Origin of the sequence: Dokdonella sp. (genome assembly GCF_019634845.1) — a bacterium.
Classification (GTDB): Bacteria; Pseudomonadota; Gammaproteobacteria; order Xanthomonadales; family Rhodanobacteraceae; genus Dokdonella_A.
Genome location: NZ_JAHCAQ010000011.1, coordinates 22,868 through 36,246, shown reverse-complemented (window position 1 = coordinate 36,246; position 13,379 = coordinate 22,868). Strand labels below are relative to the sequence as shown.

Annotated in this window: 8 protein-coding genes; 4 read left to right on the top strand and 4 right to left on the bottom strand. The window is 67.6% G+C overall.

Annotation, left to right across the window (positions count from 1 at the left end; genetic code table 11):
* Positions 1–23 precede the first annotated feature (23 nt).
* Both KF903_RS09435 and KF903_RS09430 read left to right on the top strand, forming a co-directional pair.
* Positions 24–1,550: a mannose-1-phosphate guanylyltransferase/mannose-6-phosphate isomerase gene (locus KF903_RS09435; protein WP_291213993.1), complete on the top strand. Its 1,527-nt coding sequence runs from the start codon at positions 24–26 to the stop codon at positions 1,548–1,550.
* 58 nt (positions 1,551–1,608) lie between these two features.
* Positions 1,609–3,603: a S9 family peptidase gene (locus KF903_RS09430; RefSeq protein WP_291213990.1), complete on the top strand. Its 1,995-nt coding sequence runs from the start codon at positions 1,609–1,611 to the stop codon at positions 3,601–3,603.
* Between the two features lie 252 nt (positions 3,604–3,855).
* Here the strand turns inward: KF903_RS09430 and KF903_RS09425 are convergent, their stop codons facing one another.
* From KF903_RS09425 to KF903_RS09415, 3 genes are all read right to left on the bottom strand, one after another.
* On the bottom strand, positions 3,856–4,194 hold the full coding sequence (locus tag KF903_RS09425; RefSeq protein WP_291213988.1) for a hypothetical protein: 339 nt from the start codon (positions 4,192–4,194) through the stop codon (positions 3,856–3,858).
* A 110-nt stretch (positions 4,195–4,304) separates the two neighbouring features.
* A complete protein-coding gene (locus KF903_RS09420; protein ID WP_291213986.1) occupies positions 4,305–5,408 on the bottom strand; it encodes a M12 family metallopeptidase in 1,104 nt (367 codons plus the stop codon).
* 322 nt (positions 5,409–5,730) lie between these two features.
* Positions 5,731–7,647: an autotransporter domain-containing protein gene (locus tag KF903_RS09415; protein ID WP_291213984.1), complete on the bottom strand. Its 1,917-nt coding sequence runs from the start codon at positions 7,645–7,647 to the stop codon at positions 5,731–5,733.
* Positions 7,648–7,834: 187 nt separating this feature from the next.
* Here KF903_RS09415 and KF903_RS09410 point away from each other — a divergent pair, with 187 nt between their 5' ends.
* A complete protein-coding gene (locus tag KF903_RS09410) occupies positions 7,835–8,380 on the top strand; it encodes an ECF-type sigma factor (protein ID WP_291213982.1) in 546 nt (181 codons plus the stop codon).
* An 8-nt stretch (positions 8,381–8,388) separates the two neighbouring features.
* Positions 8,389–11,301 (top strand): serine/threonine-protein kinase, encoded by a 2,913-nt coding sequence (locus tag KF903_RS09405; RefSeq protein ID WP_291213979.1) that lies wholly within the window; start codon positions 8,389–8,391, stop codon positions 11,299–11,301.
* 75 nt (positions 11,302–11,376) lie between these two features.
* On the opposite strand, the gene KF903_RS09400 is transcribed toward KF903_RS09405, so the two are convergent.
* Positions 11,377–13,302: an EAL domain-containing protein gene (locus tag KF903_RS09400; protein WP_291213977.1), complete on the bottom strand. Its 1,926-nt coding sequence runs from the start codon at positions 13,300–13,302 to the stop codon at positions 11,377–11,379.
* Positions 13,303–13,379: the final 77 nt, after the last annotated feature.

Here is a 13,379-nt window from a genome sequence, read left to right as displayed (position 1 = left end):
CGGCCGTTGCAGGAGACTTGACCATGCTCGTACCCGTGATCCTTTCCGGCGGTGCCGGCACACGGCTGTGGCCGGTGTCGCGCAGTGCCTATCCCAAACCGTTCATGCGAATGGGCGACGGCCAGTCGCTGCTCGGCAAGACGCTCGCGCGCGCCTTGCGCTGCGCCGACGCTGCGCCCGTGCTCACGGTCACGGGGCGTGACTACTACTTCCTCACGCGCGACGAGTACGCGCAGGCCGGCGCCGACCTCGACCGCCTGCCGTTCCTGCTCGAACCGGCCGGGCGCAATACCGCGCCGGCGGTGGTGCTGGCGGCGCTGTACGCGCGCGACCACATCGCGCCGGACGCGACCTTGCTGGTGTTGCCGGCCGACCACCTGATCCGCGACAACGAGGCGTTCGCCGCCGACGTCGGGCGTGCCGCGCGCCTGGCCCAGGACGGCTGGCTCGTCACCTTCGGCATTCGTCCGACCCATCCCGAAACGGGATTTGGCTACATCCGCATGGGCGAGGCGATCGCCGCGCCGGCGCCACGCCGTTCGCGCGCACTGGCGCCCGAAGCCGACGCGGTGCAGGAGTGCGTTGATTGCACCTGCGCCGCCGAGGCGACCACCGCCGCGCCGCTCGGACGTGCCGTGCAGGCGTTCGTGGAGAAGCCCAACACCCAGATCGCCGAAGGCTATGTCGCCTCGGGCGAGTACGTGTGGAACTCGGGCATGTTCTGCTTCCGTGCCGACACCCTGCTCGAGGTCGCGGCGCAGGTGTGTCCCGACGTGCTCGCCGCAGCGCAGGCCTGCCATGCGCAGGCCACCAGTCACGAAAGTCCGGTCGAGTACGCGCGCGAGGCCTTCCTGGTCCAACCCGACATCTCGATCGACTACGCGATCATGGAGCGCGCGCCGCGCGTGGCGGTGGTGCCAGCAACCTTCGATTGGAGCGACATCGGCTCGTGGAAGGCGATGAGCAGTCTCGACGCCGCCGATGGCGAGGGCAACCGCGTGTACGGCCAGGCCGTGCTGGTGGAAAGTGCCAACTGCTACGTGCAGTCGCAGGGGCGCGTGGTGGCTGCGGTCGGCGTGCAGGATCTCGTCATCGTCGACACCGGTGACGCGGTGCTGGTCTCGCATCGCGAGCGTGCCCAGGCCGTCAAGCAAGTGGTCGAACGGCTGCGCGCCGACAACCATTCGGCCGCGAGCGTGCACCAGACCGTGCACCGGCCGTGGGGCAGCTACACCGTGCTCGAGGACGCGGCCGACTGCAAGGTCAAGCGCCTCACGGTCAAGCCTGGCCATGTCCTGTCGCTGCAGTTGCACCATCGTCGCAGCGAGCACTGGACCGTGGTCGACGGCGTCGCCAAGGTGCGCATCGGCGAGCGCGAGTTCCTGCTCAATCGCAACGAGTCGGCCTATATCCCGATGGAAACCGTGCACCGGCTCGAGAACCCCACCAACACCGACATCCACCTCATCGAAGTGCAATGCGGCGACTATTTCGGCGAGGACGACATCGTGCGGCTCGAGGATCGTTACGGGCGCGTGGCGAGCCGCTGAGGCCGCATCCGTGCCCTGCGCTGCGCCATTCATTCACGCATCTGAAGGAGTACAGCCAATGAAGTGGTCGACCCTGTTGTTGCTGGCGTTGCTGCCGGTTGGCCTGCACGCACAGCAGCCGAAGGCGCCTGCCGCCGACGCGGGCAAGGCGGTCGTTGCGCTCGAGGATTTCATCCGGCATTCCGATTATTCGCAGATGTCGATCTCGCCCGATGGCAAATACCTCGCGGCTGCGATTCCGTTCGAGGAGACGACCGTCGTCTACGTGCTCGACCGCGCCAATGGCAAGCAGACGGCAACGATCCGCGCTGCTGGCAACAACACGATCGATCAGTTCTGGTGGGTCAACGACACGCGGCTGGTGGCCTCGATCGCCGAGCAGCTCGGCGGTGTGGACCATCCCAAGCCCAATGGCGAGCTGTATGCGATCAATGCCGACGGCAGCGGCTCGATGCAGTTGTTCGGCTATCGCGCGAGTGGTGGCAAGACAGGCTCGCACACCAAGCAGGGCGGTGAACAGCGCTATGCCAGTGCCCAGGTCATCGACCTGATCCCGGGCAATGACCGGCAGATCCTCGTTGCGACCGTCGATTGGCGCAACAGCGAAAAGGCGCCGGCGAGCGCCGAGCTGCTCGATGTCTACACCGGCAAGACGCGGCGCGTCGCGGTGGGACCGAGCGCTGGCGCGAGCTTCGTGGCCGACCATCAGGGCCAGGTCCGCATCGCGAATGCGCCCAACGAAAACCTCGACAGTGTCATGTACGTGCGTGGTGGCGAGGGCGAGGATTGGCGCGTGTTCAATGACCCCAAGGCGAGCGGGGTGATCATCGAGCCGAGGATGTTTGCGCGTGACAACCGCCATGTTTATGCCACGATCGAGCGTGCGGGCAAGGCCGATGCGCTGTATCGCATCGACCTGCAGGACGGCAAGCGTGAGCTGCTGTACGAAGGCGATGCCGACCCTGGGCAGCTGTTGCTCACGCCCGACCGCAAGGATGCGTACGGCGTGCTCACGTTCGACGGCAAGACGGCGATCCGCGTGTTCGAGCCCGATTCGCAGTTTGGACGCCTGGCTCTGTCGGTGCAGAAGGCATTCCCCGGCCAGGTCGCCGCGTTCGGCAGCTTCGCCAACGATGGCAAATTCGGTCTCGTGCATGTGTTCAGCGACCGCAATCCCGGCGATTTCTACCTGTTCGACACCGAAAAGAAGAACGCCGAGTACCTTGCCAGCGCGCGCAAGTGGATCGAGCCCGAGCAGATGGCGGCGATGCAGCCGATCCGCCTCAAGGCGCGCGACGGTCTCGAGCTTCATGGCTACCTGACCGTGCCGCCCGGGAGCGACGGCAAGAACCTGCCGCTCATCGTCAATCCGCATGGCGGTCCGCATGGCCCGCGCGATTATTGGGGCTTCAACCCGGAGGTCCAGCTGCTCGCCAGCCGTGGTTATGCCGTGCTGCAGCTCAATTTCCGTGGCTCGGGTGGTTACGGCGGCGATTTCATGCGCGCCGGCTACAAGCAGTGGGGGCTGCGCATGCAGGACGATCTGACCGATGCGACGCAGTGGGCGGTGCAGCAGGGTTATGCCGATCCCAAGCGCCTGTGCATCTATGGCGCGAGCTACGGCGGTTATGCCGCGCTCGAGGGTGTGGTGCGCGAGCCGGACCTGTACCGCTGCGCCGTTGGCTATGTCGGCGTGTACGACCTCGAGCTCATGTACCGCGATGGCGACATTCCGCGTGGCCTGTTCGGCAAGAAGTACCTCGAGATGGTGCTTGGGCGCGACGGCACCGACCTGCGGGCCCGCTCGCCGGCGTCGAACGTGGACAAGATCAAGGCCGCGCTGATGATCGTGGTGGGCGGACGCGACGAGCGCGTGCCGCCGAGCCAGGCCAAGGCGCTGCGCGCGTCGCTCGACAAGGCGGGCAAGACCTACGAATGGCTGCTCAAGGACAAGGAAGGCCACGGCTTCTACCGCAGCGACAACAAGATGGAGCTGTACACGAAGATGCTGGCCTTCTTCGCCACGAACCTTCGCGGTGGTGCCAAGCCTTGACTCGCGAGGCCATGACCTGACCGCGCGTCGCGCGGCAGCGGCCGCACCGGCCCCGGCGACGCGGGACCGGTGCGGCTGCACGCCACGCATGATCACTGCGTCAAGCAAGGATCGGCAAGACGTCGATGACGTGCTTCGCCTTGTGCGCTGCACCGTTTGACCGGTGGCCAAGCGGTGCAAGCGCCGAGCTGGCTGCGTGGTGGCGGTCGGTTATGCGTGGTCGAATCGCAGATGTGATGGGCCTGCAGCGTGTCAGTGCATCAAATTGATGCCAATGAGCACCGGTCGGCCAGATATGCAGGCGGTGTTGTGGACGGTCACGGCGACGGAAGTGTCGAGAGCGAACGCAGTCAAGGCGGTCGACAGGAACGTCTGATACCCGGGGGCCGGCGCCGCGGAGACATAGCCGTCCGGAGTCGAGCAATTGGCCGGATTGATGATGGCCCCCACCGGCACCAAGGCGAAGGAGTCGCTGTTCCAGCCAGTGCGCAGTGCGCTCAGGGTGATAGTGCCGGTCGAGCTCTGCGCAAACGTCGTGCCGCTGATCATGCACAACGTGGTGATTGCAAGGGTGCGGATGATGCGTGACATGGAAGTTCTCCGGTTATGGCTTTCCGAGCCGGCGGCTCGGGGCGGTTGAAGGACAAAACGACTTGCGGGTGACGCAGGTGCGAGTGGTGCTCGCTGCAGGGCTGGTGCGTTCATTGGGGCACCTCGAATCCGCTGGCGAAGATCATGTCGCCGCCACGCCAGCCCGCGGCCGTCGTGACTGCAGCAACACTTGTCTTGCGCGTGAATCGCAGCGTGATATTCCCGTTGCGATTCGGAGCAATGACGCAACTGTGACCGACGCAAGCACCGGCAAATGATGCAATCGAGCCAGACGCCGGGAAGGCATTGACCCGGAATGTGCTGGTGCCATTGGTCGGTGGCACGAGATAGCAGTCGCTGCCACAGCTTTCGACCTGACCGCTGGCGGTGTAGAAACCGCCGCCATTGCCTGTGACCGTCACTTGGTAGCGATAGCCGTACCGCAACGCCATGCCATACAGGTCACGGGCTGATACCAGACCGCTGCCGATGGTGCCCTGGCATGTGGCCACGCTGGTGCAGGCGTTGCCCGAGCCGGCGGGGAGGCCTGGTGGCTGCGCCTGCAGTACTGTGATGTCGGCCCAGACGTCAATGCCATTGCAGGTGTAGTGCGCCGACGCTGGATAGTGCATCACCGAGGCGTAGTCGTAGGCGGTCGCGACTTGTGTGGCTACCGTCCCGTAGTTGGCGTCCCAAGTACCCTGTCCACACTGCGCCACGATGCCGTGATCGACGATGCTCACGTAGTTGTTGCGATCGGTTCGCTGCTGCTCGTGGATCGCGCTGAGCGCGTGGCCCAGCTCGTGCGCAAGCACACTACGAGTCCAGCAGTTGCTGTTGGTGCTGATGACCAGATCCTGCTCGCCACCGACCATGCCCAGTACCGATTGCCCGCAACCGATGACGCTACCGCGCTGCACACGTACGCGGTTGGCCGCAGCCGCGTTTTCGACCAGTCGCACTCCGGAACCGGCTTCCCAATCCTGGCCCCAAGTGCGGAACTGCGCCCGTTGCGCTGAACCCACCGAAGCGTCGAAGATGTAGTTGAGCGTGGCGCTGGGCCAACGTGTGCCGCTGAGCGCGCCCTGCATGCCCGGTGGTGCATCCAGCGGTACCAACAAGTCGCCGTAGACGCGGTAGCTGCGACCGGATTTGAACGTGACGACGGCAGCGCCGTCGTTGCTGGTGGCGGCAACCGCCGGTGGGGTTGCCAACACGGTGGCGATGCACAGCGCGGCGCACCATGCCCCATCCGCACAGCGTCGCTGCCACCCGCCACTTCGCGCACGGTTCCGGCGACCGCAACTCGCCGCGCTCGTTATCGCTGGTGCTGCCGCATCCGGCTGCGGTGCAAGCGCGCAACACCTGAAACGTTCCAGTGGTCCGGAGCTGGCGAGACTCCGTGGTGGAATCCTGTGATACGACATCTCCTGCACTCCCAATTTGTTGACGTAACGCCTGTTCGAGCGTTCCGGCGCGGCATGTGGGCGCAACGGGCACATGCCACGAAGTCAGTGGCGCTCGGCGCGCCACGCCTCAGTACTGCAGGTTCATGCCCACGCTCAAGGCATTGGTGCGCTCGCTGCTGTTGGCAAAGTGACGCTCGTAGGCGATCCAGCCAGACCAGCGCGGGCTGAAACGGGCCATGAAACCGACGCTGGCGCTGCCCCAATCCGCGTCGCGGGCGAAGCCCGGCAGCTCGAACGTGCCGGGCATGCTGATGAGCCCGGCGCGGACCCCGCTCGGTTCGGCGCGCCAGTCGTGGTGCCAGGCGATCCGTGCAAATGGATGCAGGCGCGCGTTGCCGGCATCGAGGTCGGCGAACACCTGCCAGCCCAGCGTGCCGATCAGCGAGTGGATGCGCTGCGATGCAAACGTCATCGCGGTTGCGCTGGCCCCGGCCTCGGCAAATCCATCCACGCGCACGCGCTGCCAGGCGAGCTCGGCGAAGGGGCCCGTGCGCCAGGCATCCGAACGGAACCAGTAGCCGCCGCGCAGCGTCACGGCGAGGTGGGTGCCAGCGGTGTCGGCCACTTCGGTGCGCAGCGCGGGACCAATGACGATGTTGCGGCGGATGCCGTCGTAGTCGAGGCGGCCGTAGCTGGCGTCGGCGGCCAGGTAGGCGCGCTGCAAGTCCCAGCCGGCATACGCGGTGGCGGCCAGTTCGCGCAGGTTGAAGGCACCGGCATTGCCATCGAAGTGTTCGCGCTGCCGATCGATGGTGAAGGCGACTCCGGTGGCCAGATTGGCCAGCGGCTGCGCATCCATGCCGAGCGTGAACATGTCGGCGCGATCGTGCGCGCCGGGCGTACCGACCTGGGCGTCGAGCCGGCGCTGGTCGTGGCTGTAGCCGACCCACCACTGCGCCGCGCGGCCTGCTGCGCCACTCATGTTGGCGATGACGCGGTTGCCGATCGCGCGCCGCAAGCGGTCACCGCTCGCGAGCGGGGCGACGCCCAGCAGCGACACCTGACCCGGTGCCAGCAGGATCGATTCGGCGTACTGCGCCAGCATCGCGTGGACGCCCGAGGTCGGATGCGCGACATCGGCAAACAGGTAGCTGTTGTCGGTGCCGGGCGCGTAGGTGTAGGGCGCGCCCGAACCTTGCGGGCCGCACTCGATCGCGACGGCGTCCATGCCGCAGGCTGGCATCGTGAGGTTGGCCAGGCCATAGCGCGCCGGATCGGCGACCAGTTCCCGGTACAGCCCGAACAGATTCACCGGGACGACGTTGACGCCGGTATTGCCGAGCGTCGCGCCGAGTGCGTCGTTGAACGTCACCGTCATCGCGGTGAGCTGCCCGGCCACCTCCGGGCCGAGCGCGGCGATGTCGGGCGACAGGCCCAGGTCGGGCAGGTTGAACACCATCACGTAGCGGGCGCCGGCGTCGCGCAGGCGCGTGATCATGCCCAGATCCGCCTGCGCGGCGGCTTGCAGATTGGCCTGCGCCTGCTCGGGCGTGAGCAGGCCCATCGAGGCGAGCAGGAAGTTGTTGAACACGTCGTTGGCGCCGCCGACGATCGTGTACAGCGCGTCGGGGCTGGCGCGGCCTCCGGCCGCCTGCAGATAGCTGTCGAGCTGCTGCGGCAGCGTGGTGACGAACGGTGGCGTTTCGGGCGGGTTGTCGAGCACGTTGGCGAGCGCCATCGCATAATTGCTGCCGCCCGCCAGCGACGGTGTGAGTGGCAGGCCGAGGAAGTTGGCGATGTTCTCCACCGCCACGCCACCTGGGTTGGTGGTGAAGCGCGAGATCTCCGGCAGGCCCAGTGCCAGCGAAAAGTTGCCGCCGTCACTGAGGCTGTCGCCGAATACCACCATCTGGCCGAACAGGCCCGGCTGGGGCGCAGGCACCGGGTTGGTCTGGGCGAAGGCGCTGCAGGTCGCGACGGCCAGCGCGACGGCGCTGGCGAGGCCGGTGAGGGTGTTGCGTGGTGCAATCGGGGTTGTTTTCATTGGGTCCTCGATACGGTGGGGAGCGGCGCAGGCCGCGCCTGAGGTTCGGCGTCCATGCCGCTGCCGGCGGCAGGTCCATCCATCGGGTTAGGCGCAAGACGCATGCGCAAAGCGGCCATCCGGTGGCTAAACTCCACTCGCGCATGGCCCGTGACCGGGGGTATCGGTGGACGCAGTCGCTGTCGAGGTGACCAGACTCCTGCATGCCTGGACCGGCGGCGACGAGTCGGCGCTGGCGGAGTTGACCGAGCACGTCTACGCGCAGTTGCACCGCATGGCGCATCGCCAGATGCGCAACGAACGCTGCGCCGATACGCTGCAGACGACCGCGCTGGTCAACGAGGCCTATCTGCGTCTGGTCGACGCGGCGACCGTGCAGTGGCGCGATCGGGCGCAGTTTTTCGCGCTGGCTGCGCAACTCATGCGGCGGATCCTCGTCGATGCGGCGCGCACGCGCGCGGCGCACAAGCGTGGCGGCAACATCGCGTTCGCGGACCTCGACGCGGCGGCGGCCATATCGGATCAGCCTGAGCAATCGATGGTGGCGCTCGATGATGCGCTGACGGCGTTCGCACGCATCGCGCCGCGCCAGGCCAAGGTGGTCGAACTGCGGTACTTTGGCGGCCTCACCGAGGACGAGGTGGCGGCAGCGCTCGATACCTCCCCGCGTACGGTGCGTCGCGACTGGGATTTGGCCAAGGCCTGGCTGACGCGGGAGCTGGGCCAGGCATAGGAGGCGGTGTGGCCATCGATCCCGAGCGATTCCAGCGTGTGGCCGAGCTGTATCACGCGGTGCGGGAAGCGTCCGCCGCAGAACGCGCGGCCTTGCTCACGGCAGCGGATCCCGATCTGCGCCGCGAGGTGGAGTCGCTGCTCGACCAGCCCACCAGCGACAGTTTTCTCGATTCGTCTGCGGCGACCGTGGCGGCATTGCTGCCGCCCGAACGCCTGGCGCAAGGACTGCAGCCTGGTACCTGCCTGGGCCCGTATCGCATCGAAGGCAGGATTGGCCAAGGCGGTATGGGCGAGGTGTATCGTGCCCTCGACACGAGGCTCGACCGCGCGGTGGCGATCAAGGTCACGCGGGAACGGTTCAGCGACCGCTTCCGCCGCGAGGCGCGCGCGATTTCCGCCTTCAACCACCCCCGCATCTGCACGCTGTACGACGTCGGCCCCGACTACATGGTGATGGAGCTCGTGGCCGGCGACACCTTGGCCGTGCACCTGCGGCAGACACCCCTGCCGTTGCCGGTCGCGCTTGACCATGCGTTGCAGATCCTGGATGCGCTCGCGCAGGCGCATGCGCGCGGCTTCGTGCATCGCGACCTCAAGCCCGGCAACATCATGGTGACGCCGGCTGGCATCAAGATTCTCGACTTCGGTCTGGCCAAGTCGGTCGACGAGGACAGCCGCACCGCCACCGGCGATGCGATGGGCACGCCCGCCTATGCGGCGCCCGAACAACGCGATGGCCTTCCGGTCGATGCACGTGCGGACATCTACTCGTTCGGTTGCGTACTCTACGAAATGGTCACTGGCCAACGCATCGGTCCGCAGCGCCAACGGCTTGCGCCGGAGCTGGATGCGATCGTCGCGCGCTGTCTGGAACCGGCGCCGGAGCGGCGCTGGCAAAGCGTGGATGAGGTGCGGCAACGATTGCTGGCGTTGGCGGCCGGTGGTCCGTGGTACCAGCGTTGGATCGGCAGGCGGGGCCGTTCGCGGCGCACACGGGTCGGCGTGGCCGCGCTGGTGTTGGTGCTCGCGGGCATCGTCGTGGTGGGCTGGCTCATGCGGGCCGCGCCCGGGTTGGGCGCGAGGGACGCCATCGTGCTCGCCGATTTCGTCAACACGACCGGCGATCCGGTGTTCGATGTCTCGCTGCGGCAGGGGCTTGCGGTGCAACTCGAGCAATCGCCCTACCTCGGTCTGGTGCCGGAGAGTCGCTTGCGGCAGGGATTGGCCTTGATGGACCTGGACGCCGATGCGCGGCTCGATGACGCGACGGCGCGCGAGTTGTGCCAGCGCCTGGGCGGCAGCGCAGTCGTCACCGGCTCGATCGCGCAGGTGGGTACGCCCTACCAGCTGGCGCTGCGCGCAGTCGACTGCGGCAGCGGCCAGACGCTGGCCAGCACCGAGGTCGATGCCAGCGACAGGGATCGCGTGCTCGCTGCCCTTGGCCAGGCGTCGTCGCGCCTGCGCTCACGCCTGGGCGAGTCGCTGGCAAGCGTGCGCCGCTTCGACACACCACTGGAACAGGCCACCACCCGCTCGCTCGATGCACTCAAATCCTACAGCGAAGGTTTGCGTGTCATGACCAGTGGCGCGGGCGACGATGGCGCCATCGCACTGTTCCAGCGCGCACTCGGTTTCGACCCGGAGTTCGCGCTGGCCTACGGCGCCCTGACGCTTGCCTACACCAATCAGGGCGAGTCGCGACTGGCCGCCGAGTACGCCAGCAAGGCCTACGCTTTGCGCGAGCGGGTCAGCGATCCGGAGCGCTACTTCATCGCCGCGCGCTACGCCAAGTCGGCGATCGGCGACATCGACATGGCGATCGCGACCTGTCGGTCCTGGATCCAGGCCTACCCGCGATCGCCGATTCCGCACACGATGCTGGCCGGTTCGATCTATCCCGTGATCGGCGAATTCGACCAGGCGGTGGCCGAAGGGATCGAGTCGGTGCGCCTTGCGCCGAGCTGGGCGATCGCCCACGTGACGCTGCGCGAAGCCTATCTGGCGCTCGGTCGCCTCGATGACGCCGCGGCGGTCCAGCCGCAGGTCGACGGGCAGCCGCTGCGTTCGAGTTTCGACGCCCTCGACCACTATGACCTTGCATTCCTGCGCAGCGACGCCGCAGCCATGGCGCACCAACTCGCGGCCGCCACTGCGCAGGCCGGCAGCGCGCACGCGATGCTCGCCGCAGCCGCGGCGACGGCGGCCTTCCATGGTGGCCTGAGTCGCTCACGCGGACTTGCCGCGCAAGCAATCGATGCGGCGCAGCGTGCTGCCGCCAACGAGCCACGGGCGACTTACCTCGCGGCCTCGGCGTTGCGCGAAGCGGTGTTCGGCAGTTCCGCCGAGGCCGTGCAGCGCGCGCATGCGTCGATGCAGGGACCGGCCAGTCGCGACGTGCAGTATGGCGCCGCGCTCGCGCTGGCCTATGCCGGCCAGGTGCAGGAAGCAGATGCGCTGGCCGACGCGCTCGCCACGCAGTATCCGCGCGACACGCTCGTACAGCACAACTATCTGCCGGCGTTGCGCGGCAAGCTGGCGCTGGCGCGCGGGGACGCCAGCGCCGCGGTGGAGATCCTGCGCTCGGCCAGCGCCTACCAGCTCGGCGTGACGCGTTCGAGCCTCAGCGCCTGGACCGCGCTGTACCCGGTGTATGTGCGTGGCGAGGCCTACCTTGCCGCCGGCGAAGGACGCGAAGCCGCAGCGCAGTTCCAGTTGATCCTCGATCATCCGGGGATCGCGCTCAATCATTCGGTCGCGGCCATGGCGCGGCTGCAGCTGGCGCGAGCCCTGGCACTGGCCGCGGATCGGCGTGCGGCTGCTGCGGCCTATCGTGCGTTCCTCGAGCAATGGCGGCAGGCCGATGCCGACCTCGTCGTGTTGGCGCAGGCCAAGGCCGAGTACGCGCGCCTGTCGCGCTAACCGGCGAGGCGGTCACGGACGCAGCGGCAGCTCGCCGTGCCGCAGCGCGTGCGGCCTCGGGCTTGGCGCCGAGCGTCAGGAGACGTTCGCCGCGCCGCGCGCGAACACGCCCTGCTGCTCGCGCACGAAGGCTGCGAACCGGCTCGCCGGCACGGCCGGCGACCAGTACAGGCCCTGGCCGAACTCGCAGCCGAAGGTGTGCAGCTTGCGCAGCATGCCATTGTCCTCGATGCCCTCGGCGACGATCTGCAGGTCCAGGCAATGTCCCATTTCGATGATCGCGCGCACGAGCCCCTCGTCGTAGGCGTTGGCAGCGATTTGGCTGACGAATGAGCGATCGATCTTGAGGCGGTGCACGGCGAAGCGGCGCAGATAACCGAGGTTGGAGTAGCCGGTGCCGAAGTCGTCGATCGCAATGCGCACGCCGGTCGCCGAGATGCGCTGCAAGGTGCGGCTCAGGTGCGCGGTGTCGGCCATCAGCAGCGACTCGGTGAGTTCGAGCACGAGATTGCGCGCCGGCAGGCCGCTGCCGTCGAGGGCCCCCGCCACGTCGCGTTCGATGTCGTCGCGGCGAAACTGCAGTGGCGACACGTTGACCGCCACGGTCAGCTCGCCCAGGCCGCTGCTGCGCCAGGCCTGCGCCTCGGCACAGGCCTGCTGCAGTACCCAGGCGCCGAGCGCGTTGATCAGGCCGCTGCGTTCGGCCACCGGAATGAAGCGGTCCGGTGGGATCTGACCCAGTTCGGGATGGGTCCAGCGCAGCAAGGCTTCGGCGCCGACCACGCGGCCGCTGCGCAGATCGAACTCGGGCTGGTAGTGAACCTGCAGCTCGTTGCGCGCCAGTGCGCCGCGCAGCGCCGAGGCCAGCCGCAATTGCTCCACGGCGCTCGCGTTCATGCTGGCATCGAAGAAGCGGAACGTGTTGCGGCCGGAATCCTTGGCACGGTACATCGCCAGGTCGGCGTTCTTGAGCAGGGCGTCGATGTCGCCGCCATCGCGCGGCGCCACCGTGATGCCGAGCGACGCCGTCGCACTGACCTCGATGCCCTCCAGCTCGAACGGGCGTTCGAGCGCCAGCATGATCCGCTCGACGGCCGCGGTGATGGCGTCCTCGCGGTCAAGATCGTCGAGCAGGATCAGGAACTCGTCACCCGAGATGCGCGCGACCGTATCGCTGTCCCCCACGCAGTCGCGCAGGCGGCTTGCCACCTGGCGCAGCAGCGCGTCGCCGACCGGATGGCCGAGCGAGTCGTTGATGGTCTTGAAGTTGTCGAGGTCGAGGAACATCACCGCGACGAGGCGCTGCTCGCGGCGTGCCGATTCCAGCATGCGCTCGAGCCGATCCATCGCCAGCGCGCGATTGGGCAGCCCGGTGAGGCTGTCGCGCTGCGCCAGCACCTCGATGTGGGCGTGCGACTCCTCCAGTGCGCGCTTCTCCGCCTCGAGGTTGGTCACCGCCGCGCGCAGATCCTCGGCGAGCAGCCACACGAAGAATCCAACGATCATGAGGATCATCGACGTCGTGATCGCGCGCGCGGCGTTCATCGGCAACGGTTCGCTGTGCAGGACGCCCGACTGGTCGAGGACGAGCAGCGCGACCACGAACGCGACCATGATGCCGGTCAGCGCCAGCAGCAGATGCCGCGAACCGTACATGCCGGCAAAGATCAGCAGCGCCGGCAGGGCGAGGACGCCTTCGTCATACAGGCCCTGGTCGAACACGATGATGGTGCCAAGGCCGATGGCGAAGGCGGCAACCATGAGGGCCACCACGCGTTCGAGCGCCTGGCGGCGGTTCCAGCGCAGGGCCAGCCAGAGCAGGGCGACTTCGGCGAGGTTGAGCGCCGCATGGAGCGGACGGGCGCGCAGCACATCCATCAGCGCGACCACGCCGAACACCGTGATCGCGACATACAGCACTTGCCGCAGGCGCTGCCGGTGCAGCGCGAGCAGGCGGACCGGGGCCGCCACCTTGCCGTCTTGACCTCGTTCGCGCGCCATGGTCGCGGATCGTCGCCAACGTTGAGCCGAGTTCAGGCTAGCAGCGTCGCGCCGGCAACGCACGCGGTCGTTGCGGC